This window comes from Amycolatopsis panacis, from assembly GCF_003600245.1.
Taxonomy (GTDB): domain Bacteria; phylum Actinomycetota; class Actinomycetes; order Mycobacteriales; family Pseudonocardiaceae; genus Amycolatopsis; species Amycolatopsis sulphurea.
This window is the reverse complement of record NZ_QZFV01000066.1, coordinates 70,875-93,623: the sequence shown is the minus strand read 5'-3', so window position 1 is coordinate 93,623 and position 22,749 is coordinate 70,875. Positions and strand designations below refer to the sequence as shown.

Here is a 22,749-nt window from a genome sequence, read left to right as displayed (position 1 = left end):
TCCGTGAAGGGTCCCTTCACAGCTGATCGGCCAACCGCAGCCCCGGGAGCAACCGCCCTATACTGAAAACACCTCGCTCTCCATCCTCTCCAACGCCGCCTCCAGCAGTTCGAGCAGTACCTCGACCTCACCCGCCGCAATGGTCAACGGCGGCGAAACGACCACTGCATTGTTCAGCGGCGCAATCCCCGCCGGGTAAACGATCAATCCCTGGTCGAAGCACTCCTCCACGAACCGCGCCGAGACATTGTCCCCGGCGGCCGGGGCAGCGCGGGTCTCCGGATCCAGGACGAACTCGAATCCCCACAGCAGGCCCCGGCCGCGCACATCGGCCAGGAAAGGGAATCTCGCGGCCATCTTTCGCAGGCCGGTTTCGAGCTGGTCGCCGCGCTGCCGGACGTTGGCGAGAATCTCGTGGTCCGTCAGGTAGTCCAGCACGGCGAGACAAGTGGCCGCGCCGAGGGGATTTCCGGAGAAAGTGTGGCCGAAAGGCGCGATTCCGCTGCCGTGCCGGATGGTCTGGACGAGACGGTCACGCAGCAGCACCGCGCCGATGGGGGCGTAGCCGGCGCTGAGGCCTTTGCCGGTCACCAGGAGATCGGGGATGACCTTCTCCTCACCACTCGCGAACCATTCGCCGGTGCGCCCGATGCCAGTGATCACCTCGTCCATGATCAGCAGAACGTCGAGACGATCGCACATCGCGCGCAGGCGCCGGAGATATCCCGCAGGAGGCACGAGAGCTCCACCGGCGGCGCCGACGATCGGTTCGACGATGACGGCGGCAACTGTCGCGGGGTCGGCGGCGACGACTGCCGCTTCGAATTCCGCGACGGACCGCGCGGCATAGTCTTCCTCGCTCTCCCCAGGGCGGGCGTAGCGAAACGCGTAGGCGGGCGGCCCGACCGGGAACGGATGCAGCAGCGAACCGTAGTCCGGACGACGGGCGGCATGGCCCGACATGGACAGGGCGCCGAGCGTCATGCCGTGATAGCTGATGTGCCGGCCGAGGATTTTCACCTTCTCGGTCCGCCCCTGCTCCCGCCAATGCGCGACGGCGGCCCGCATCGCGAATTCCGTTCCCTCGGAACCGCTGTTGACGAAGAAGGCCGTGGTGAGATCCCCGGGCGCGAGATCCGTGAGCCGCCGCGCGAGATCCTCGGCGGGCTGGTTCGTGAACTGGGTCCGATACGTGAAGGCGACCCGCGAAAGCTGGTCGCTGATGGCGTCGGCGATCTCCTCGACGCCGTGGCCGAGGCTCGCGGTCATCGCGCCCGATGAACCGTCGAGATAGCGCTTGCCGGCGCTGTCGAACAAGAACACGCCCTTCCCGTGTGTCACGGTCGGGTAGTGGCCGTCGACCCGCTGCTTGAGCAGCGCACTCCTGGACTCCATGGACGAACTCTAGGCCCGCCAGCTGGTTCTCGACCGGTACGAAAATGTATGATTTCCGCGTGTCGGATTACACATCCGTAGCCATGGACCAGGGGCGCCTGCTCCCCACCGTGCGGGAGATCCTCACCCTCCCGCCGGTCCTGGCCGGCGATCCCCGCCTACTGGTCGGCGAACGCTGGGCGGACCGGCCGGTGCGCTGGGTGCACGTGTGCGAGCAGCCGGATCTGGCCCGCTTCATCGACGCGGGCGACCTGGTGCTGACCAGCGGGATGGGCCTGCAGAATCACCCCGAGGAGTGGCTGCCGGTGCTGGAGACTCTCACCGAACGCGGCGCATCGGGCCTCTTCCTGGAACTCGGCCGCTATTTCGAGCGGTTCCCCGCCGAAGTTGTGGAGCGCGCCGAGGAAACGGGCCTGGCGCTGGCCGTGTTCCGGCGGCAGACCAGGTTCGTCGAGATCATCCACAGCGTCCACCGCAGCATCCTCCAACGCCACACGCACGAGCTGGAACGCATCGCCACGATGCACGCCGCGTTCACCAAGCTCGGCCTCACCGGACCGTCGACGGGCGAGATCCTGCAGCTCGCCCGCTCGGTGCTGCACCGCGAGGTCTATCTGGAAGACCTGGCCCACCGCCTCGTCGCGTTCGCGCGGGCCGATGATTCGCCGGCGCCGGTCATGGCCGACTGGCGCGAGCACTCCCTGCGCCGCCCGAACGTCGACCAGGCCGCCTACGACGACGAGACCGGCACCCTCGTCGTCCCCGTGGGCACCCCCGACGAGCAGTGGGGACGGCTCGTCATTCCCCTCGGGCACACGCCGACCACGGCCGAACGCCTCACCGCCGACCGGACGGCCGACGCCCTCGCGCTCCAGCGCCTGCTCGACGCCGACCACCAGATGCTCGAATGGCAGACCAGGGAAACCCTCGTCGACATCCTGTTCGAGCAGCAGTACGCCACCGAAGAAGACGCGTTGATGCGGTGCCGCGCACAGGGTTTTCCGCTCAACGGACAGGTTCTCGCCGGTGGCGGCCTGCGTTTGCCCGGTCTCGCCGCGGGCAAGGGCAAAGTCTCGGCCGCGCGGCTCAGGGAAAGCCTGGCGTGGATCAACCGCATCGTCCGTGATCACGGGTTGCCGGTCCTCGCCGGACTGGCCGGCCCTGGGCAGCTGCGGCTGATCGTGCACGGACCGACCGAGAACGCGCTCGAAGCGGTCTTCGCGAAGCTCGCCGATCGCGTTCGCGAGCGCCGGTTCGCCGGCGAAACAGAGCCTCCCGTCCTCGGGTTCGGCTCGACGATCCAGGCCATCGACGGAATTCGCCGGTCCTGCCACGAAGCCGCCGACGTGGTGGCTGCGAGCCGAACCGCCGACCCACAGCCCTACTATCGTCTGGAAGACGTGCAAATCCACGGCTTTCTCCGCCTGCTGCACGAAGACCCACGGCTACAGAACTACACCGACCGGCAATTGGCGCCGCTGCTGCGCTTGGCGCCCGCCGAGCGGGACCTCCTTCTGGTCACGCTCCGGACCTATCTCGACCACGGGCGGAACAAGGCCGAGACGGCGCGGCAGCTGCACCTGAGCCGTCCGTCGCTCTACGACCGGCTCGAACGCATCCGCCGCATTCTCAAGGCCGATATAGAAGAACCACGGACCGCGCTTTCCCTCCAATTCGCGATTCACGCCCTCGACGTCTTCGCCCGCACCTGAGAAATCACGCTTCCGCGGCGGTGTTGCGGAGCTGGGCGGAAGAACTCACCTGAGGTTCGGCTGCGAGCGCCAGCCGCGCGGCGAGCGAGGCCACCGCCCAGTCGCCGAACTGCTCCACCGGCCGCCCGGTGAGTTCCTCGATCCGGCCCAGCCGCTGCCGCAGCGTGTTGCGGTGGATGAACAGGTCGCCGGCGGTCTCGGTCGCCGAGCAGCGCCGGGACAGGTACGTGTCGAGCGTCGCCGCCAGCGCGGTGCCGTGCCGCAGGTCGTAGCGGATGACCTCGTTGAATCTGGTCGAAACCTCCCGCAGCTGCTCGCCGATCTCCAACGCGACCCGCGGCAGCAGACGCAGGTGCGCGACGTCCTGGTGATGCACGACCGGCGCGGACTCGCCGAGCAGGTCCGCCCAGCCCAGCGCCGATTCGGCCCCGTCCAGGGCCGGGGCCAGCTGCCGCGCGTCGCCGGCGAGCGGCCCGATTCCGGCCGACACTCCCCCACCGAGCGCGGACCGGAGCTGCCGGACCGTGGCGTGCAGTGCCGGTTCGAAGCTCTTCCACTGGTCCGGCTGGTACCGGACGAGCACCGAAAGCAACGGCGCCGAAGGCACGAGCACCGCGCCGTCGAGCATGTTCGCCAGCTGCCGCACCGCGTCGACGACCCGGTCGAAGGCCGACGGTGCCGCGAAATTCGCGGCACGCAGGCGCACCAGCACCGGCTGGGCCGGCCCGCCCCACCAGCCGAGATCACGCAGGATGCGCTCGGCTCCGTCCGGCGAGGGCGCGGCGGCCAGCCGGCCCGCCAGCGGAATGGTCATCACCGGGCTGCCGACCGAGGCGATCAGCGCCGCGGCCTGGGCCGCCAGGGCTTCCATGATGCTGATGTCGGCCTTGGTGAAGGCCCGGGTCCGGAAGCAGGTGATCGCGCCGAGCGGGAACAGCCCGCCGAACGGCGTGGCGAACTTCTCCATCCCGGCGGCGAACCGCGGGATCAGGTTCTGCAGGTCGGCACGCGAGCGCACCGACCGCGACGCCGCAGCGACCGGGTCCGGCACCCCATCGGCGCACGCCACCCCCGGCCGGACGTGGCTGTCCGCAACGCCCCGGTCGGCCAGCTCCAGGACGCACACGGCGGCGCCGGCCTGCTCACGGATCGACTCGGCCAGCACGTCCACGCACCGCTGCGGCGAACTGGTGGCGTCGGCGGGCAACGCCGTGAGCATCCTCGCCGCCGCCGATTGCCGGTGGAGGTCGTCCAGGGTCTGCGCGTGGACGAGGCCGCTGGCCAGGAGCCCGCCCACCTCCGTCGCCAGGTCCACGTCGTTCTTGTCGAAGGCGCCGGGCTGCTCGCTGTAGAGGCTGAACACGCCCAGCAGGTCACCGCCGGGCACGACGATCGGAACGGCCACCATCGACCGGAACTGTTCCTCTTCCAGCACGGGGAATCGCGCGAAGCGCGGGTCCGCGAGGATGTCGTCGCTGATGACCACCGTCTGCTTCATCAGCCCCGACCAGCCGGTGACGCCCTCGCCCAGGCGCAGTCGGATCCGCCCGACGTGCGAGGCCTGCGTTCCGGTCGTGGCCACGCGCAGCACGAGCCGTTCGGTGTCGGGATCCCACAGATACGCGAAGGTCCCGGACGCCCCGGTCGCGCGCATCACCAGGTCCACCGCCCGCTGGGCGAGCGCGATCGGATCCTGGCCCTGGGACAGCAGCCGGTTCAGCTCGGCGAGGGTCTTGGCCCGGCGCTCGACCGCGAGCAGCTGCTGGGTCATCTGCTCCAGCTGAGCCTGGAATCCCCGGCGTTCGGCGGGCTCGGCAGCCATCTTCCGGCCGCTCAGCCGGATTCCCGAAGTGACGTGCGCATGGCACCAGCAAACTCCCTGGGCGAGTTGATGGCAACACACGCGACGTCCGCGCCGCCCGCGCGCACGGTGAAGTACGCGGCGTTACGGGCCGGGTTGCCGGTGTGCTGCACCAGGTCGCCGTCTCGCTTCGGATGGCCGAGGACCTGGATCCGGCGGCCGAACTGGTGGGTCCAGAAGTACGGAAGCCCGAAGTCGGCCGGATCCGTGCCTCCCATCAGCCGCTTCGCCACGTGCCGTCCCTGGCGCTGGGCGGTCGTCCAGTCCTCGTAGCGCTGCGGGCCGGTACCCGGCTCGCACCACGCTGCCACGTCGCCGATTGCCTGCACCGTACCGATGATTGCGCCGGATGCGTCCAGGGCTGCGCCGTGCGCATCGCAGCGGACACCGTTCGTGACGTCCAGACCGGAACCGGCCAGCCACCCGGTCGCGGGCCGGGCGCCGATCGCGCTGACGACCAGATCGCCGGACAGATCACCAGCGCTCGTGGACACCGTCCAGCGCTCCCCCGCCCGGGAGATCCGCGCGACCCGGCACCCGAGGCGCAACTCGACACCGGCCGCGCGGATCCATTCGGCCGCCACATCGCCGAGGTGACCACCCAGGAACCGGTCGAGCGGGCGGTCCGCCTGATCGACGATCGCCACGTCGCACCCCGCCCCGGCCAGGCTGGACGCGAGTTCGGTGCCGATCGTCCCCGCGCCGAGGATGAGCACGCGGCGGCCCGGCGCGGCGAAGTCCCGGATCCGGCGCGCGTCGGCCGCCGTGCGCAGCTGGGCCACGCCGTCCGGCTCGTCCGGCAGCCGGATCGGCGCCGATCCGGTCGCGAGGACGATGTGGTCCGCGCCGATCGTGCCGGCAGGCCCGTCGGCGAGGTCGACTTTCACGGCGGCGGAGGTGACGTCCAAGGAGGTCGCGCGGCCGCGGATCAGCTCGCACCGTTCGTCCCACCATGGCGCTTCCGGCCGGGGCGTCTCGCCGCCCAGGAATTCCTTCGACAGCGGGGGACGGTCGTAGGGCGCGTCCGGGTCCTGGTCCACCACCAGGACCCGGCCCGCGAAACCGTCCGCGCGCAACTGCCCGATCAGCGCACCGGCCGCGACCGAGGCACCGACGACGAGCACGCGCACCGAAGTGTCCACAATGATCAGTCTTCTTTCACGACGATCGCTCGTTCCGGGCAGTTCGCCACCGCGAGCCGGAGGTCCTCGGTCATCTGCTCCCGGTGGCGGTGCTCCTCGGGGACGAAGGAATAGCCCTCGTCGTCGAGGTCGAAGATCTCCGGCGCGAAGACCAGGCACCGGGCGTGGCCCTGGCATTTGCCGGGATCGACCCGCACGTGCGGCATCGGGCTCACCGTCCGATCTTCAGCGTGAGGGAACCGACCCCGTGCCACGGCTCGGACGGGTCCGCAAGCGAGAATTCGGGCACGACAGCCAGGAATTCCTCCAGCGCGACGACCAGTTCCTGCCGGCCGAGGTTGGACCCGAGGCACCGGTGGATGCCGCCGCCGAAGGCGAGGTGCCGGTTGTTCTGCCGATCGAGGATGATGTCGTCGGGCTGCTCGTAGGCCTCGGGGTCGCGGTTGCCCGCCCCGAACACCAGCACCACTCGGTCCCCCTCCTTGATCTCCTGGCCCCGCACCTCGGTGTCCTTCAGGCAGGTGCGGGCCATCGCCTGCACCGGTGACAGGGTGCGGAGGAACTCTTCGGCGGCCGCGGGGATCTCGTCCGGATTCTCCCGCAATCGGGCCTGCGCCTTGGGGTTCTGCGCGAGGTACCAGAGGCTGGAGCGAATCGCCCACGCGGTCGTGTCCAGACCGGCGACGAACAGCAGGTAGCAGTAGGACAGCAGCTCCTCGTGGGTGAGCTTGCGGCCCTTGATCTCCGCCGTGAGCAGGTAGTAGATCAGGTCGTCGCTGCCCGCATCGTCGGTACGCGACTTGAGCAGGGCGTCGAAGTAGGCGAAGACCTCGTCGGCGGCCTGGCGGGCGCGTTCGTAGTCGACGGTGCGTTCGTAGATGATGTCGTCGACCCACTGGTCGAACTTCGGCCAGTCCTGCTCGGGGAACCCGGCCAGCCGGCTGAAGATGATCGTCGGCATCGGCCGGGCGAACAGGTGCGAAGCGTCCGCCACCTCCTGCGCGGCCACTTCGACGGCCAGCTCGCGCGCCGTGCGGTGCATGCCCTCGTCGAGCCGCCCGATCACCTTCGGCGTGAACAGCGGCAGCAGGATCCTGCGGTAGTCGGTGTGCTCGGGCGGATCGATGTCGATCGGGATGAGCGGCACGTCGGTCGCGAAATCCGGCAGGAGCATGGACGGCGCGACCGAGAATGTGTCCGGTGCCTGCTCGGCGGCGAAGATGTCGTCGCTCTTGGTCAGGAACCAGAAGCCACCGTGCTTGTCGCTGCGCCCGACCGGGCACTTCGCCTGAAGTTCCTTGTAGGTCTCGAAAATCGTGTCCAGCGACCGGCCGTGGAAGTCGAAGTCGTGACCCGCTGAGGTGTTGTCGGACATGTGTCTCACCTTCTACCGCATCGTTCGGGGGTTGGCGGCCGCTCGCTTCACGAACGACTCGAAGAGCGCGAGCTGCCGCGGGTCGGTCGCGGCCATGTGCTCGGGATGCCACTGGACGCCGACGAGATCCGCGTCCGTGGCCTCTACGGCCTCGATCACGTCGCCGCAGGTCGCGGCCACCCGCAGTCCGTTGCCGAGCTGCTTCACGCTCTGGTGGTGGTAGCTGTTCACGCGCGCGGTCCGGCCGAATACCTCGGCGAGCGCGGACCCGGCGGCCACGGCAATGTCGTGGCTGGGTTCGGTGGAAGGGTTTTCCTGCCAGTGGTTCTGCTCGCCTTCGATCTCCTGCAGCAGGCTCCCGCCGCGCAGGACGTTGACGAGCTGGAGCCCGCGGCAGATGGCGAGAATCGGCAGCCCGAGCGCCAGCGCCTCCTGGTATAGGGCCACTTCGAAGGCATCCCGATCGTCCCGGACCCCGTAGACGCTCTCCTCCGGCGCTTCGCCGTACAGCGCGGGGTTGAGGTCTCCCCCGCCGGTCAGCATCAGTCCGTCCATTCTGGCCACGAGGTCCGGCGGCGGCGGGGCGGTGACGGGAAAGACGACGGGCTGGCCACCGGCGGCGTAGACGGCGTCGGTGTAGTGCGCGGTCAGCTTCGTGCAGTCGATCGTCCCGAACGCCGTGGGCACTTCCTCCCTCGGCGCCGAGACCGCGATGAGCGGGCGTGCCATGTCAGTAGACCGTCCAGCCGCCGTCGACGAACAACGTAGAGCCGGTCACCCAGCCGGCCTTTTCGCTGCCCAGAAAGGACACGGCGTTCGCCACGTCCTCCGGCCGGCCCACCCGGCCGAGGGGGGTGCGCTCCAGCAGCCAGTTCTTCACCTCGGCATTGCCCAGCACGCTCTTGGTGAACGGCGTCTCGATGAAGCCCGGGGCGACCGCGTTCACCCGGACCTGATCCGCCGCGCACTCCACCGCCAGCGCACGCGTCAGCTGCAGCAGCGCGCCTTTCGACGCGTTGTAGTGCACTTGCGGATGACCGCTGCTCGAAATCACGATGTGCGCCTCGACCGAGGTGATGTTCACGATCGCCGAGGTCGCGCCCGCACCCCGTTGCCGCGCACCCGTGCGCAGCAACGGCAGCGCCGCCTGGCTCATCAGGAACGGCCCCGTCGAATTGACCGCGAAAACCTCGTCCCATTCTTCCACCGGCAGGTCTGCGAAATTGCTGGACCGCACGATGCCCGCGTTGTTCACCAGGAGATCGAGCCGGCCGAACTCCGCCTCGATCGAGGCGACCGCGTCCCGGACCGAAGCACGATCCGCGACGTCGACGGTCACCGCGACCGCGCCGGGGTACTCCGACGCGATCTCCTTCACCGGCCCCGGCACCACATCCAGCAGGGCCACGCGGGCCCCATCGGAGAGCAAGGTCTCCGCGATCGCGCGCCCGTTACCCGAACCGGCGCCCGTCACCGCAGAACAACGACCGTCGTAACCACCCACGGCAAACCCCAATCATCGAGTCCGCGGACTCGTCCTCAGATGTGTTACAGATAGCGAGCGATTTCCCATTCCGTGACCGCGGCGGCGAACTGTTTCAGCTCCCACCGGCGAGTCGCCACGAAATGCTCGACGAAGCGATCGCCCAGGAATTTCCGGGCGAACACGCTGTTCTCCAGCCGACCGGCGGCGTCGGCCAGCGACTCGGGCAGGCGCGGGGCCTTGCCGTCGGCGAGTTCGTAGGCGTTGCCGACCACCGGGGCCGGTGGAGTGAGCTTCTGCTCGATCCCGTCGAGCCCGGCGGCGAGATTCGCCGCGAGCACCAGATACGGGTTCGCGTCGGCACCGGCGATGCGGTTCTCGATCCGGGCGGCCGCGCCGGCCCCGGGGATCGCGCGCATCGCGACCGTCCGGTTGTCCAGGCCCCAGGTCGAGCTGGACCCGGCCCATTCCCCGCCCTCGGTCCGCTTGTAGGAGTTGATACTCGGCAGGAACAGCGCGGTCAGCTCGGCCGCGTGCTCCACCAGCCCGGCCAGGTAGTTGCCGCCGACATCGCTGAGGTTGCCCGGGTCCGCCGTGTTCGCGAACGCGGGCGACCCGTCCTCGCTGCACAGGCTCTGGTGCACGTGCCCCGACGAACCGGCCCAGCCCGGCCTGACCTTCGCCATGAACGACGCGGTGTACCCGTGCCGCACCGCCAATTCCTTCACCGCGTGCTTCAGCAGCAGTGCGTGGTCGGCGGCCTGGACGGCGTCCGAGTAGTGGAGGTTGACCTCGAACTGGCCGGGGCCGTGCTCGCTGTTGCTGGCCTCGATCACGATGCCGTACTCGGCGAGCTGCCGTCGTACCTCGCCGATCAGGAACTCGTTGCCGGTGTCGCGGTAGACGCTGTAGGTGTGGTGCCCCTCCGACAGCGGCTCAAGGTCGCGCCAGTGCCGGGTCGCGAGTTCGCGCGGAGTCCCGCGGAAAAGGTAGAACTCGAACTCGTACGCGGCGATCGGCTGGTAGCCGAGCGATTCCGCGCGCGAGACCATCGTTGTGAGCAGCGTGCGCGGCGCAAGCTCCATCGGGCTGCCGTCGCGCTCGTGGATGTCGCAGATCACCGACGCCGTGCCGGGCTCCCACGGGACCACTTTCAGCGTGGAGAGGTCCGGGCGGAGGTTGATGTCGGGGTACCCGGTCCGCCACCCGGTGTAGGCGAGATCCGGGATCGGTTCGTCCTGCATGTCCCAGCCGAACAGGATATTGCAGATGAATGTCCCGTTCCCGGCGACGCTGTCGACGAAGTAATCGCTCGATATGCGCTTTCCCCGCCAGAGTCCGTCGAGATCCACTGTTCCGATCTTGAACGTGTGAATCCGGTTCTTCGCGACGAAGTCCCTGAGCCATTTCTGGTCAGTGGCCGCTTCGTTGGATGCCATGGTTCCTCGCTCCAAAGTCCGGGTTTCCCTGAACTCTAAGCGGCCGGGATCGGTCCCGTCTGTGTGCACGACGTACATGGTTGAAGCCACCGGAGTGCAGCCTGCACCGGCTGGGCATACCTGCCCCCGGACCGAGTACGCCCGGCGTACGCAGCGGGCGCTCCACCAGCTCATCGGCCTGGTGGTCCCGGGCGGGCGGCGCGGTGGCCGGTGTGCATCGTGCACATCGTTGGGTCAGGCAGAGGGCAGCGCGCACGTTGCCCGCCGCCGGGGCGGAACCGAGCATGGAGAGACCTCTCCTGTTGTCCTGCCTGTGGCCCCGTCACGAAACCGAGGAACCTGCCGTGTCTGCTGTGAACACCGTGATCAACCCCGCGACCGAAGAGGTCCTCGCGGAATTCCCGATGGCCGGCGTCGCCGACGCCGAACGTGCCGTCGAACGGGCTTCGGCAGCGCAACGGGAATGGATGTGTCTTTCGCTGTCCGCACGCCGGGACGCGCTCCGCGCGATAGCGGGCGTCGTCGAGGCACACGCCGGCGAACTCGCCGAACTGGAGTCGAAGGACGTCGGCAAACCGATCAGTGACGCCCGCGGCGAAATGATCGGCGGAGTGGCCGAGTGCTTCCACTATTACGCGGGGGTGGTCGACAAGATTCTCGGCGAGACGATTCCCGTGGACGGCGGTGTCGACCTCACCTTCCGGGAGCCCATCGGCGTGGTCGCGGTCATCGCGCCGTGGAACTTCCCGCTGCCGATCGCCTCGTGGAACATCGCGCCCGCGCTCGCGGCGGGCAACTCCGTCGTGGTCAAACCGGCCGACCAGACCCCGCTCTCCACCCGGCGGTTCGGCGAGCTGGTGGCCGGGCTCGGCCTGCCGGAGAACCTGATCCAGGTCGTCTGCGGACCAGGGCGGACCGTCGGGAAGGTCCTGACCAGCCACCCTCTGGTCGGCAAAGTCTCCTTCACCGGGTCCACCGCCACGGGCCAGGACGTGCTGCGCTCGGCCGCGGAAACGATGAAACGCTTCACTCTCGAACTCGGCGGCAAGTCCGCCAACGTGATCTTCGCCGACGCCGACCTCCCCCGCGCCATCGCCGAAGCACCGGGCGCGGTGTTCGGCAACACCGGCCAGGACTGCTGCGCGCGCAGCCGGATCCTGGTCGAGCGCCGCGTGTTCGACGATTTCGTCGCCGGTTTCGTCGCGGCGAGCCGTGCGCTGACCATCGGCGATCCGCTGGACGAGAAGACCCGGCTCGGCCCGTTGGTCTCCGCGGCGCATCGCGACCACGTCGCGTCCTTCCTGACCGGCGATCTCGACACCACCGTCGCCGGTGAGACCCCGGGCGGCCCCGGCTACTGGATGGCGCCGCGGGTCGTGGTCCGGCCGGATCCGGACTCGCGCATCCTCCGCGACGAGATCTTCGGCCCTGTCGCGGCGATCGTGCCGTTCGACACCGAGGAAGAGGCGGTCCGGCTGGCCAACGACACCATCTACGGGCTGAGCGGGTCGGTGTGGACGGCCGACATAGGTCGTGCGCTGCGCGTCGCACGGGGAATCCAGAGCGGCACGCTGTCGGTCAACTCGAACTCGTCGGTGCGCATCCAGGCGCCGTTCGGCGGGTTCAAGCAGTCGGGTCACGGGCGTGAGCTGGGGCTGACCGCGATCGAGGGCTACACCGAGCTGAAGAACGTCTTCATCCGAACGGAACCGTGACATGTCCGGCCACCACCGAACCGGGCCGGCAGGGGGTGCCAGATGGCGTATGTGATCACGCAGAACTGCTGCAACGACGCGACCTGCGTCACCGTCTGCCCGGTCAACTGCATTCATCCGACGCCCGACGAGCCGGACTACGCGACGTCGGAGATGCTCTACATCGACCCGGCGGGCTGCATCGACTGCGGCGCCTGCGTCGACGTCTGCCCGGTCAACGCCATCCAGCCGGACTTCGAACTCGCCGAGGGCGCCGAGCGGTATCCCGACCTCAACGCGCACTACTTCACCGCTCCGGGCAAACAGGACTACTCCCCTGCTCCGTACCAGCATCCGAAGCCCAAGATCGAGGTCGCGCAGCCCTGTCCGCTCCGGGTCGCGATCGTCGGCTCCGGGCCCGCGGCGTGCTACGCGGCCGAGGAACTGCTTGCCCGCAAGGGAATCGACGTCGAAGTGACCATGTTCGAGCGTCTCCCCGCGCCGTGGGGGCTGGTCCGGTTCGGTGTCGCGCCCGATCACCAGGCCACCAAGTCCGTCGCGGATCTCTTCGCGGCCACGGCGAAACGCAAGGGTTTCTCCTTGCGCCTCAACGTGGAAGTGGGCAAGCACCTCTCGCACGAGGAGCTGCTGGCGCACCATCACGCGGTGCTCTACGCGGTCGGCGCGCCGCGTGACCGGCGGCTCGGCATCCCCGGCGAAGACCTGCCCGGCAGCCACCCGGCCACCGACTTCGTCGCCTGGTACAACGGCCATCCCGACTACGCCGGACACACCTTCGATTTCTCCGCCGAACGAGCGGTGATCGTCGGCAACGGCAACGTCGCGCTCGATGTGGCCCGCATCCTCGCGAGCGACGTCGACCGGCTGGCCCGCACCGACATCGCCGAGCACGCGCTGGCCGCCTTGTCGGGCAGCAAGATCTCCGAAGTGGTCGTGCTCGGCAGGCGTGGCCCGGCACAAGCCGCGTTCACCATCCCGGAGCTGCTGGGGCTGGCCGGCACCGGCGATTTCGACGTCGTGGCCGATCCCGCGCAGGCGCGTCTCGACCCGGTGACCGCGGCCTCGCTGGACCCGCACGCCATGGCCGCGCTGAAGGTCAAGATCCTCGGCGAACTCGCCGATCGGCCCCTGTCCGGCTTCCGCAGGCGGGTCGTCCTGCGTTTCCTCGGGTCACCGGAAGAAGTCCTGGGCACGGACCGGGTCAGGGGGATCCGGGTCGGGCGCAACGAACTGACCGAAGTGGACGGACGGCTCGTCGCGCGTCCGGACGGCACGGCCGAGGAACTCGACTGCGGGCTGGTCCTGCGATCGATCGGCTACCGCGGCGAACCGGTGCCGGGAATGCCTTTCGACGACCTCCTCGGCCGCCTCCCAAACGAATCCGGCCGCGTGGTCGATCCGGACACCGGTGCGCCGCTGCCCGGCGTCTACACCGCGGGCTGGATCAAGCGCGGGCCGTCCGGGGTCATCGGCACGAACAAGAAATGTGCGGAAGAGACCGTCGAAGCCCTTTTCGCCGACTTTGCGGCCGGACGTCTGCCGGCCCCCGCCAACGGGGGCGAAGCACTCGAAACGCTGATCTCCGAACGGCAACCGGACGCGCTCGACTACCCGTCATGGACGGTCGTCGACCGGCACGAACGGACGACCGCGAAACCGCTGCGGCGGCCACGGATCAAGCTCACATCCGCGGCGGAAATGCGCAAAGTCGTCGAAGACGCGCGAAAACCGATGTGACCGCCCCATCGAGGAGACACCGAGGAGAAGCATGCGAACACCCATCAACGCCGCCGTGCTCGAACAGCCGGGCCGTCCGCTCCGGATGACCGAAGTCCTCCTCGACGAGCCGGCCGAGCACGAGGTGGTGGTACGGCCGGAGCATGTCGGCCTGTGCCACAGCGACCTGCACTACGTGAAAGGCGCGCTGTCGATCGAGCTGCCCGCGGTGCTGGGCCACGAGGCCGTCGGCGTCGTGGAACACGTCGGCAGGGCGGTCACGCGGGTCGCGCCGGGAGATCGCGTCGTCGCGACGGTCACACCGTCGTGCGGGATCTGCCCGTCCTGTTCCCGCGGACGGCCGACCCAGTGCACTCGGGTCGACCGGATCCGGTATCGGGAACGTCCGAAACTGGTGACCCGCCAGGGTGTTCCCGTCGAAGTGCTCGGTGGCCTCGGGGCGTTCGCCGAGGCGTTCCTTGCCGGCGAAGGCGCCCTTGCCAAGATCACCCCGGACGTCCCGTCGTCGGCCGCGTGTTTGCTCGGATGCTGCATTACGACCGGTTTCGGAGCTGCGGTGCACGGTGCGAAGATCACCGCCGAAGACACCGTCGCGGTGATCGGGTGCGGCGGAGTCGGCATCGCAGCCGTACAGGGTGCGCGCATCGCCGGCGCCCGGCGGATCGTGGCCATCGACGCGGTCGGCGAAAAGCTCGGGCTCGCCCGCACATTCGGGGCCACGGACGTCCTGCTGGCCGGCTCCGATCCCGAGGCCACGGTGCGGCAGCTGAAAGAGCTGGTGACCGGCGGCGTGTCCCACGCGATCGAGGCGGTCGGGCGTGCGCAGACCGCGGAACTCGCCTTCGCCATCCTCGCCCCGACCGGCACCGCGACGGTGCTGGGGCTGATGCCCGAAGGCGAGCGGCTGAGCATCCCCGCCGACGCCCTGGTTTACGGCGATCGCATCCTGCGAGGCGCCTACATGGGTGCCAACCGCTTCCTCAGCGACGTCGAGATGTTCACCGACCACTATCGGTCCGGCCGCCTCGATCTCGACTCCATGGTCACCGCCGAACTCCCGTTCGGGCAGATCAACGAAGGGTTCGCCGCCATGGCCGATCCGGCCACGATCCGGATCGTCCTCGGCTTGCGGGCCGCACCGAACCGTCCGTCCACTCTCGACCGTATCTCGCAGAAAGGCGCGGCATGACCACACCTGCGCAGACCGACCTCATCGACGGGGTCTGGACCGAGCCCGCGGTGACCCTCGCGGCCACCATCGACGACCCGAACACCGGCGTCCCCCGCCAGCACCAGATGGCGACCGCAGCCGGCAATGTCGAGCGGGCACTGGCCGCGGCCGCTGCGCTCCACGAACACGGCGACTGGTCGGCGGTGCCGATCAGTCGCCGCACCAAACTGCTGGAACTCATCGCGGACGGTATCGCCCGGCGTGCGGAGGAACTGGCCTACGAAGACGCGATGGCCACCGGAAATCCCCTCCGGACGACCACGCAGATGACGTCCTACCTCGCTCCCCGGGTCAAGGCGGCTGCCGACCAGCTCACCGAAGTCGGCGAGTCCGCTGCCCTCCCCGCCGGAAACCGGGACGTCCGCCTGTTGCGCAGGCCGTTGGGACCCGCTGCCGTACTCGCCCCGTGGAACGCGCCGACGTTCGTGGCCGCGGCCAAGGTCGCCAGCGCGCTCGCCGCGGGCTGTCCGGTCATTCTGAAGCCCTCGGAATGGGCACCCGCCGGCTGTCAGATCGTCGCCGAGGTGATCGCCGGATCAGTGGCCGCGCTGGGACTTCCGACAGCGGTGTTCCAGCTGGTACACGGCGCTGCAGAGGTCGGCGCGCAGCTCACCGCGGACCGTCGGATCAAGGCGATCTCCTTCACCGGAGGGGGCGCGGGCGGGGCCGCGGTGGCAGCCGCGGCGGCTCCGCATTTCACCGCGCTCCAGCTTGAACTCGGCGGGCACAATCCGGCCGTGGTCCGGCCTGATGCCGACCTCGCCGTCACCGCCTCCGCCCTCGCGGCCGGGATGACCAAGCTCAACGGTCAATGGTGCGAGGCACCCGGCAAGGTGCTGGTGCCGGACGCCCTCCATAACGACCTCATCGACGCTCTGACCGGCGAACTCGCCAAACTCCGGGTCGGCCACTGCCTCGACTACACGACCGACGTCGGGCCGATCGCCTACTCGGCCCACCGTGAGCGCCTTCAGCGAGCAGTCGACCGCTTGGCCGCCCAAGGCGGCGAGATCCGCGCCGGTGCCGCACTTCCCGATCTGGACGGCTGGTTCTTCTCCCCCACGCTCGTGCTCGGCCTGCCCCCGCACGCGTCGGAAAGCGAACTCTTCGGCCCCGCGGTGACTGTGCACGCGGTCTCTTCGATCGAAGAAGCCCTCGCCGCCGCGCACGGCCCGGAGACGGGGTTGGCCGGTTTCGTGTTCGGTACCGATCTCGATGCCGCCCTCGACACCGCGGCCCGGCTGCCGGTCGGCGAGGTCCGGGTGAACGGCTGCAACCTCGCCGATCTCGCCGACGGGTCGGAACAGTCCTTCTGGAACAACGCCGGCATCGGCGGGCACGGCCCGACGGACATGGTCCGGTTCTTCCAGGGCCGCCGGGTCATCGGCGTCGACGACCCCGGCTTCCCGATCTGACCGGGGAGGGTGCGCCGGAACGTTCCGGCGCACCTTTTCCGTGCACTCCGGACCGAAACCGCCCGGCCACACAGTCCGATGTGGACTGTGCGGCCGGGCGGTTCGGGCATGGAGCAGCTCCCGCTCTAGCTGCTGGTCTCCGGCTCCACCAGCGGCACCGGCGCGACCTCGTCTCCCTCGTCCTCTTCCTCGCGCAGCATGCCGATCCGCTCGTAGCGGTCCCGCCGGTACTTGCGGAGCCAGAAGCTGTACCCGACGCCGATCGCCACGATCAGGCCCACATAAAGCGGGATCAGCGACACCACGAGACTGTCCGAACCGGCGAGGAAGGAAATGTTCTGCCACAGCAGGAACACGACCACGCCCTGAGCCAGCGCCCCGATCGCCGGTGCGACCAGCGTGCGCAGGTGGTCGGCTGTCGAGCGTCTGCCCACCTTTCCGAAGTAGCCGATCACGGCCAGGGAGACCAGGAACTGCACGACGATGACGGCCAGGGTGCAGAAGATCGGCAACCATGTACCCAGCTGCAGCAGCGGGTCCGCACCACCGAACGCGAACAGTCCGATCGTGATGGCGGCGACCGCCCCCTGAACGCCGATGGCCACGTACGGCGACTTGTGCGCGCGGTGGGTCTTCCCCAGCGCGGAGGGCAGGATCTTGTCGCGCCCGAGGGAGAAGAGGTAGCGCGCCGCGTTGTTGTGGAAGGCGAACGAGCAGGCGAAGAAGCTGCTGACCACCAGGATGTCCATCAGCACGTGGATGAAGTGGCCGGTGTAGCGGTCCGCCAGCAGGAAGAAGTAGTTCGACGTGGCGGAAGCCGCCTCGCCCTCGGCCTTGCTGCCGAAACCGATCAGGCCGGCGTACGCCGTCAGTGCGTAGAACACCCCGAGCGTGATGACCGCGATGTAGGTCGCGCGCGGCACGCTCTTCTTCGGGTCAGCGGTCTCCTCGCTGTAGATCGCGCTCGTTTCGAACCCGATCCACGACCAGAACGCGAGGAAGAACCCGATTCCGATCGCCGGGGCACCGCCGAGCGAAGACGGGCTCAGCAGCCCGAGATCCTGCCCCTCGGCCCCGCCCTGCCCGACGGTCGCCACGCTCACGATCAGGATGACCAGCACCTCGACCGCGAGCAGCACACCCAGGATCCGCGCGGTGAGGGTCACCCGGAAGTACGAGATCACCACGTGCAGTGCCAGCCCGATCAGTGAGCACCAATACCAGGCGAGGTTGATGCCCAGATACTGGTGCAGCAATTGCGAGGCGTAGAACCCGAACCCGCCGAGAATCGCCGGCGCGATCATGCTGTACGCGGCCAGAATCGAAAACCCGGCGCCCAGGCCCGCCGACTTCCCCAAACCCTGGGTCGTGTAGGTGTAGAACGCGCCGGCCGCGGTGATCCGCTTGGCCATCTCCGCGTATCCGACGGTGAAGACCAGCAGGATCACGGTGGTCGCGAGATAGATGAACGCGGTCGCCTTCCCGCCGCCGGACGAGATCGAAATCGGAATGTAGGCCGAGGCCACCACCAGCGGGGCCGCCGCGGCCGTGACCATCAGGACGACGTGAAAGAACCGGATCGAACCGCGCAGGAGTTCATTTCCGTGCTGTACCAGCGATTCTTTTCCTGATCTGCTCTTCGATACCATGCCTCGAACTCCCTGCTCACAGTGCTCGCGACCGCCGGTCGGGACGCATTGTGCGGCCCTCCGGCGTACCCGGCCCCGCCGCGCCGAAACGGTCTCCACCCGGCCGGCAAGAGCTGGTTTCCGGAAAGTCTAGGTCGCCGATGTGATGTGCGTCTGTGGTCAGGGTGCACACCGTCGGGCGCACCGGTGTGCCGGACGCACGCCGCCCCGAAACCCGCGCGAAACGGCCATTCCGGGCCGAATGGAGCAGGTACACGACGGCCGGCGATATTCACCTCGCCCTGCCACACTCACCGGGCACCGTAATACGCGCCGCGATGTCCAGTGAGCGGCGAGGCGGCCTGCTCCTCCCCTCCGTGCCCGGCCGCAAACCCCTGGATGAACGCGCCGTCGAGGCGATCGGCCGGCCGAGTGAACCGGTCCAGGACATCACCTTGTTCGGCAGCGGGGTCTCCGTTCTCGCGAGCATCGACGAGGAAGCCCACGCACTCCGGCAACGCACCGGCGCACCGCCGGTCACCGACCAGCTCCACCTGGCGGGCGTTGAGGTCGAGCAGGTACCGCACGGCATCGAGCCCGCCCTCACGGCCGAACCGCTCGTTGAACGCCGTCTGCTGTTCGTCACGCAGCCGCAACACCTCCTCTTTGGAGGAGAAGTGGTGCAGCAGACCGGCCCGGCTCAACCCGACCAGATCCGCGATCTCCCGCATCGAGCTCGCGCGGAAACCCTGCTCGGCGAAGGCGTTCAGAGCGACGAGCAGGATCTCGTGGCGACGGGCGCGCCCCTTCGCATAGCCACGGGCGTTCCTCGACGGCATACCGGAACGGTCGCCGGAACCCGCTCAGACGTCGGCGACGGTACGGAATCCGAGGTTGCCACTGGAGCTGTCCGGGGTGTTCGCGGTGCGAGCGGCCACCCGGTAACGGTTGCAGTACGAGTCGTGACACAGGTACGAGCCGCCGCGCATCGCCCGGCTGGACTGCGCCTCGTCGAACCAGTCCGCGCACCACTCCCACACGTTGCCGGAGGTGTTGTACAGCCCGAACCCATTAGGCTGGTACGCATCCACCGGCGCGGTGCCCGAGTAGCCGTCCTCGGCGGTGTCACGCACGGGGAACCGGCCCTGCCAGATGTTGCAGCGATGCTCGCCGCCCGGAGTCAGCTCGTCACCCCACGGGTAACGGGCCTGGTCGAGCCCGCCCCGCGCGGCGTACTCCCACTCCACTTCGGTCGGCAGCCGACGCCCCGCCCACGCGCAGTAGGCCACCGCGTCGTTCCAGGACACGTGCACCACCGGGTGGTCCCCACTCTCACCGACGTCACTGCCCGGACCTTCCGGCGCGCGCCAGTACGCACCGGAAACCCCGCACCACCACGGAGTCTGCTCCGGGCGCGGGGAGATCTTGCGCAGCCCGGCGGGCACGAACTTGGCGAACACGTACGTCCAGCCGTAGTTCTCCGCTTCGGTACGGTATCCCGTCGCGTCCACGAACTCGCCGAACCGCGCATTGGTCACCGCGTAGGCGTCGATCGCGAACGACGGCACGGTGACCTCCCGGACCGGACCTTCGTGGTCCTCGGGAAAGCCGTCCTTGTCCGCCGTACCCATCCGGAACGTGCCGCCGGGCAGCACGAGCAGGCCCTCGGCGTTCGTGGCCGCTCCGCGGTCCGCCGCAGCGACGGACGAGGGGGCCGACCGGGACGGCGGGCAGCAACCGGACACCCTGGACACACCTCCTGGCTCACGGCCGGACCCGGGGACGGAACCGCGCCCGGCCCGGTCTTGACGGCCTCAGCATAGCCACGGCAGGGCAGAATCGATTTCAGAGCGCAGGATGCGCGGTCAGATCTTCGGCGATCCGGCGCAGCTCACCCGCAGTGATGACCGAGCGCCCGGCGAGGTACGGCAGGCTCGACGGACCGGGCAGGCCCATCAGCTCCGTCTGGTTCAGGCCAGGGAGATGACGTTCCAGCACCTTCCGCGCCGCGGGCGAACCGGCCGTCCGTCACGTTCAGTGCCCGTCATGCACGCTGAACGGCGCGCCCTCCCGCCCGGTCGGCTCGGCGGCCTCCGGCGACGCCGGTACGCAGTTCCCAGCAGAACATCGGCAGGTGCACCAGCTCCTCGAACCACGACTGCACCGGCTTCGCCCACCAGCCGTGCTCGCCCAGCAGGAAACCGTGGTCGGTGTTGACGATCAGCATCGTGTCGCACCACATTTCGTGCGCGTCCATGAAGTCCAGCACCCGCCCCACAGAACCGGTCACACCTCGACACCAGCGCCGCGTACTCGTCCCGCGCGTGCGCCACCGGCTCGGACACCTTCTGGTAGGCGGGCCAGTCGAATTCCGGTCCATTGTAGTCGTTCGGATAACCGTCCTTATAGGACCAATCCTGACGTCTTAGCCGGCCGATGCCCCCTCACGATTCAGAACAACGTCGCGGGCTCGACCGGCTCCGGCTCGGGCAATGCCTCAAGGCCGGGCACCAGCACCCGCACATCGTCATGGAACCGGCGGGCGAGCGCCGGCGCATCGACGTTGTCCGGGGTGTGCAGGAAGACCGTCGGCGACCGGCCTTCACGCAGCCACCCGGCGACCACCTCGGTCCACGGCCGCCACCCCGCCACCGTGTCCTCCACCGAGTCCCGGCCCAGGTAACGGACGATCGGCTGGCCGGTCAACGCCCTCGTCCGCCGGGGCAGCCGCGGTTTCTTGGCCCACGCATCCTGCTCAGCCTCGCTGACCGGTGGGCTTTGGAAGAAAACGGTGGTGTCGAACGGCACCCACTCGGCGTCCGCCCCGGCGAGCGCTCTCTCCAGCAACGCCGCCGAGCTGTGGTCGGTGAAGAACCCCGGGTGCCGCACCTCCACCGCACGCCGACGATCGGCCGGGAGCCGACGCAGGAAACGACCGAGCGCATCAACCTCCGAAGGGCCGAACGACCCGGGCAGCTGAGTCCACAGGACCGCCCGTTGCCCGAGGGGTTCCATCGCGTCCAGGAACGCCCGCATCTCGGCTTCGACCCCCACGAACCGCCGCTCGTGCGTAACCGCCTTCGGCACCTTGACCACGAACCGGAAGCCGGCCCCGGCCTGCTGCGCCCATGTCACGACAGTGCTCCGGGCGGGGGTCGCGTAGAACGTGGTGTTGCCTTCGACCGCGTTGCACCAGCCTGCATACGCCCGCAGACGCTCTTTCGCCGGCAGCGATTGCGGCAAGAACCGCCCGGCCCACGCCTTGTGATTCCACATCGCGCAGCCGACATGAAGACTCGCCACTCCGTCAGCTCCCCTCGATCTTGCCTGAAACTACTACCTGGACGGCCGTTTCCCCGCACACCCCCGCGCCCACCAGACCCCGAGTCGTGTCACCTTACGCACCCGTCGAGGAAATCCGATCCCCGTCGGGCCGCCCCACGCCCTCAGCCCGGTCTCTTTCGCGAGCCGGATGCGGACGCCGATGCTGCTGATGCACGGCGCCGAAGACACCAACGTGCCGCTCGGCCAGGCCGAATACCTGCACCGGGCGTTGCAGCACTTCGACGTTCCGCACGAGTACGTGGTCTACCCGCGGGAGGGACATTCGATCCGCGAACGGGGCCACCAGTTCGACGTCTTGCACCGCACCCGAGCGTGGTTCGGCCGATGGCTCTGCTGACCGAGGCAACCCCGGCGCCGTCTGCCGCGTGTTCCCCCTGTCGGAGAGGGAGGAACGAAGATGAACAGGACGATCACGACGACACTGGCCGTGGCCGCGCTCGGGCTTGCGTACGCACCGGCGGCATTCGCCGCGGACACGCCGCAATTCGGGGTCTACCCGACGTCGATGCGGCCGGGCGACCGATTCGAGACCGGCATCATCGGCAAGTGCACCACTTTCTCGGAGGCCACTTCACCGGGCTTCGCCGCACCGGTCCACCTGGCCCTGCGAGACGGCACCAACCCCTGGGGCGAAGGCACTTCGGTCACCAAGGCGGGCACCTACACCGCGAAGGTGACCTGCGACGGCGCCCGGCTGACCACGACCTTCACCGTTCTGCCATACCAGCATCCGGTCCTGTCGCTGTATCCGGCCGAGGTCCAGCCGGGCGGCCAGATCAACGGCGGCTCGGACTCGATCAACGGCTGCCCGGGCGGCCCGACCGGCCCGGCCACCTCGCCGGGATTCGCCGCACCGCTGAACTTCACCGAGGGCGGCAACTTCGGCCGGTTCAGCGGGCACACCACAGTGGTCGCCACCCCGGGCAAGTACGTCGCGACGCTCAAGTGCGCCGCGACGCCGTACGTGGCGAAAGCGGAGTTCACCGTGCTCGGCACGCCGCCGAGCACGGGCACCTCGCCGGGCAATGGGACACCACCGGCGAAGACCACCACACCTCGGACGAGCGTCGTCCCGGTCGGTGCCCCGCAGACCGGGGCGGGTGGGACCGCAACCGGCTGAATCCTTCGGCAGCAACGATCTGCTGGCCCGCATCCGTCCTTTCCGGACGGTTGCGGGCGATGCGAGGTGAACCGGACGTCCTCGCATGGCACGCCGGGCGGACGCAGCGCCCGAGGGGGCATCCGGGATCCTCGCCGCCGCAATTCGCTGG

Annotated in this window: 21 protein-coding genes; 7 read left to right on the top strand and 14 right to left on the bottom strand. The window is 69.0% G+C overall.

The window, feature by feature from the left end; translation table 11 throughout:
- Positions 1–57: 57 nt before the first annotated feature.
- On the bottom strand, positions 58–1,395 hold the full coding sequence (locus tag D5S19_RS08720; protein WP_120022814.1) for an aminotransferase class III-fold pyridoxal phosphate-dependent enzyme: 1,338 nt from the start codon (positions 1,393–1,395) through the stop codon (positions 58–60).
- Between the two features lie 59 nt (positions 1,396–1,454).
- On the opposite strand from D5S19_RS08720, the gene D5S19_RS08715 reads away from it, so the two are divergent.
- Positions 1,455–3,107, top strand: a complete 1,653-nt coding sequence (locus D5S19_RS08715) for a PucR family transcriptional regulator (protein WP_158605509.1) — start codon at positions 1,455–1,457, stop codon at positions 3,105–3,107.
- A gap of 4 nt (positions 3,108–3,111) precedes the next feature.
- On the opposite strand, the gene D5S19_RS08710 is transcribed toward D5S19_RS08715, so the two are convergent.
- From D5S19_RS08710 to D5S19_RS08680, 7 genes are read right to left on the bottom strand one after another with little or no spacing between them, the layout of a single operon-like run.
- Positions 3,112–4,929: a helix-turn-helix domain-containing protein gene (locus tag D5S19_RS08710; RefSeq protein WP_120022807.1), complete on the bottom strand. Its 1,818-nt coding sequence runs from the start codon at positions 4,927–4,929 to the stop codon at positions 3,112–3,114.
- An 11-nt stretch (positions 4,930–4,940) separates the two neighbouring features.
- Complete coding sequence (locus D5S19_RS08705; RefSeq protein WP_120022806.1) at positions 4,941–6,110, bottom strand: NAD(P)/FAD-dependent oxidoreductase; 1,170 nt, start codon at positions 6,108–6,110, stop codon at positions 4,941–4,943.
- Between the two features lie 5 nt (positions 6,111–6,115).
- On the bottom strand, positions 6,116–6,316 hold the full coding sequence (locus D5S19_RS08700; protein ID WP_120022804.1) for a ferredoxin: 201 nt from the start codon (positions 6,314–6,316) through the stop codon (positions 6,116–6,118).
- A gap of 5 nt (positions 6,317–6,321) precedes the next feature.
- Positions 6,322–7,485, bottom strand: coding sequence for a cytochrome P450 (locus D5S19_RS08695; RefSeq protein WP_120022802.1), 1,164 nt, complete (start codon positions 7,483–7,485; stop codon positions 6,322–6,324).
- 12 nt (positions 7,486–7,497) lie between these two features.
- Positions 7,498–8,214 carry a gamma-glutamyl-gamma-aminobutyrate hydrolase family protein gene (locus D5S19_RS08690; protein WP_120022801.1) on the bottom strand — a complete coding sequence of 239 codons (717 nt, stop codon included), beginning with the start codon at positions 8,212–8,214 and terminating at the stop codon, positions 7,498–7,500.
- A 1-nt stretch (position 8,215) separates the two neighbouring features.
- A complete protein-coding gene (locus tag D5S19_RS08685; protein WP_120022800.1) occupies positions 8,216–8,989 on the bottom strand; it encodes an SDR family NAD(P)-dependent oxidoreductase in 774 nt (257 codons plus the stop codon).
- A 44-nt stretch (positions 8,990–9,033) separates the two neighbouring features.
- Positions 9,034–10,407, bottom strand: a complete 1,374-nt coding sequence (locus D5S19_RS08680) for a glutamine synthetase family protein (protein ID WP_120022798.1) — start codon at positions 10,405–10,407, stop codon at positions 9,034–9,036.
- 344 nt (positions 10,408–10,751) lie between these two features.
- On the opposite strand from D5S19_RS08680, the gene D5S19_RS08675 reads away from it, so the two are divergent.
- Genes D5S19_RS08675 through D5S19_RS08660 form a run of 4 tightly spaced genes read left to right on the top strand, consistent with a single transcriptional unit; the run spans position 10,752 to position 16,505 of the window.
- The gene (locus D5S19_RS08675; protein WP_120022796.1) at positions 10,752–12,122 is read left to right on the top strand and encodes an aldehyde dehydrogenase family protein; all 1,371 of its coding nucleotides are present in this window, start codon (positions 10,752–10,754) and stop codon (positions 12,120–12,122) included.
- A 42-nt stretch (positions 12,123–12,164) separates the two neighbouring features.
- Positions 12,165–13,859, top strand: a complete 1,695-nt coding sequence (locus tag D5S19_RS08670) for an FAD-dependent oxidoreductase (protein ID WP_120022795.1) — start codon at positions 12,165–12,167, stop codon at positions 13,857–13,859.
- Between the two features lie 31 nt (positions 13,860–13,890).
- Positions 13,891–15,048: a Zn-dependent alcohol dehydrogenase gene (locus tag D5S19_RS08665; protein ID WP_120022794.1), complete on the top strand. Its 1,158-nt coding sequence runs from the start codon at positions 13,891–13,893 to the stop codon at positions 15,046–15,048.
- Complete coding sequence (locus tag D5S19_RS08660; protein WP_120022793.1) at positions 15,045–16,505, top strand: aldehyde dehydrogenase family protein; 1,461 nt, start codon at positions 15,045–15,047, stop codon at positions 16,503–16,505. Before D5S19_RS08665 ends, D5S19_RS08660 begins: the two co-directional genes overlap by 4 nt.
- Positions 16,506–16,630: 125 nt before the next feature.
- Here the strand turns inward: D5S19_RS08660 and D5S19_RS08655 are convergent, their stop codons facing one another.
- The 6 genes from D5S19_RS08655 to D5S19_RS08635 all read right to left on the bottom strand — a co-directional run bounded on the left by D5S19_RS08655 (position 16,631) and on the right by D5S19_RS08635 (position 21,409).
- Entirely contained in the window at positions 16,631–18,154 is a 1,524-nt protein-coding gene (locus D5S19_RS08655) for an APC family permease (RefSeq protein ID WP_120022792.1), read from the bottom strand.
- A gap of 290 nt (positions 18,155–18,444) precedes the next feature.
- Entirely contained in the window at positions 18,445–18,972 is a 528-nt protein-coding gene (locus D5S19_RS08650; protein WP_120022791.1) for a TetR/AcrR family transcriptional regulator, read from the bottom strand.
- Positions 18,973–18,996: 24 nt separating this feature from the next.
- On the bottom strand, positions 18,997–19,878 hold the full coding sequence (locus tag D5S19_RS08645; protein WP_120022790.1) for a formylglycine-generating enzyme family protein: 882 nt from the start codon (positions 19,876–19,878) through the stop codon (positions 18,997–18,999).
- Between the two features lie 100 nt (positions 19,879–19,978).
- Positions 19,979–20,131 (bottom strand): hypothetical protein, encoded by a 153-nt coding sequence (locus D5S19_RS31955; RefSeq protein ID WP_158605508.1) that lies wholly within the window; start codon positions 20,129–20,131, stop codon positions 19,979–19,981.
- A gap of 46 nt (positions 20,132–20,177) precedes the next feature.
- Positions 20,178–20,423: a hypothetical protein gene (locus D5S19_RS08640; RefSeq protein WP_199730405.1), complete on the bottom strand. Its 246-nt coding sequence runs from the start codon at positions 20,421–20,423 to the stop codon at positions 20,178–20,180.
- A 161-nt stretch (positions 20,424–20,584) separates the two neighbouring features.
- Positions 20,585–21,409 carry a DUF72 domain-containing protein gene (locus D5S19_RS08635; protein WP_120022789.1) on the bottom strand — a complete coding sequence of 275 codons (825 nt, stop codon included), beginning with the start codon at positions 21,407–21,409 and terminating at the stop codon, positions 20,585–20,587.
- A gap of 64 nt (positions 21,410–21,473) precedes the next feature.
- Here D5S19_RS08635 and D5S19_RS08630 point away from each other — a divergent pair, with 64 nt between their 5' ends.
- Positions 21,474–21,815 carry an alpha/beta hydrolase family protein gene (locus tag D5S19_RS08630; RefSeq protein WP_325050248.1) on the top strand — a complete coding sequence of 114 codons (342 nt, stop codon included), beginning with the start codon at positions 21,474–21,476 and terminating at the stop codon, positions 21,813–21,815.
- Positions 21,816–21,875: 60 nt separating this feature from the next.
- Complete coding sequence (locus D5S19_RS08625) at positions 21,876–22,598, top strand: hypothetical protein (RefSeq protein ID WP_120022788.1); 723 nt, start codon at positions 21,876–21,878, stop codon at positions 22,596–22,598.
- Positions 22,599–22,749: the final 151 nt, after the last annotated feature.

Coding starts and splice junctions, on each gene's coding strand:
- D5S19_RS08720 (WP_120022814.1), bottom strand. CDS start 1,395: ATGGAGTCCAGGAGTGCGCTGCTCAAGCAGCGGGTCGACGGCCACTAC.
- D5S19_RS08710 (WP_120022807.1), bottom strand. CDS start 4,929: ATGGCTGCCGAGCCCGCCGAACGCCGGGGATTCCAGGCTCAGCTGGAG.
- D5S19_RS08700 (WP_120022804.1), bottom strand. CDS start 6,316: ATGCCGCACGTGCGGGTCGATCCCGGCAAATGCCAGGGCCACGCCCGG.
- D5S19_RS08695 (WP_120022802.1), bottom strand. CDS start 7,485: ATGTCCGACAACACCTCAGCGGGTCACGACTTCGACTTCCACGGCCGG.
- D5S19_RS08690 (WP_120022801.1), bottom strand. CDS start 8,214: ATGGCACGCCCGCTCATCGCGGTCTCGGCGCCGAGGGAGGAAGTGCCC.
- D5S19_RS08680 (WP_120022798.1), bottom strand. CDS start 10,407: ATGGCATCCAACGAAGCGGCCACTGACCAGAAATGGCTCAGGGACTTC.
- D5S19_RS08670 (WP_120022795.1), top strand. CDS start 12,165: ATGGCGTATGTGATCACGCAGAACTGCTGCAACGACGCGACCTGCGTC.
- D5S19_RS08665 (WP_120022794.1), top strand. CDS start 13,891: ATGCGAACACCCATCAACGCCGCCGTGCTCGAACAGCCGGGCCGTCCG.
- D5S19_RS08660 (WP_120022793.1), top strand. CDS start 15,045: ATGACCACACCTGCGCAGACCGACCTCATCGACGGGGTCTGGACCGAG.
- D5S19_RS08655 (WP_120022792.1), bottom strand. CDS start 18,154: ATGGTATCGAAGAGCAGATCAGGAAAAGAATCGCTGGTACAGCACGGA.
- D5S19_RS08650 (WP_120022791.1), bottom strand. CDS start 18,972: ATGCCGTCGAGGAACGCCCGTGGCTATGCGAAGGGGCGCGCCCGTCGC.
- D5S19_RS08635 (WP_120022789.1), bottom strand. CDS start 21,409: ATGTGGAATCACAAGGCGTGGGCCGGGCGGTTCTTGCCGCAATCGCTG.
- D5S19_RS08625 (WP_120022788.1), top strand. CDS start 21,876: ATGAACAGGACGATCACGACGACACTGGCCGTGGCCGCGCTCGGGCTT.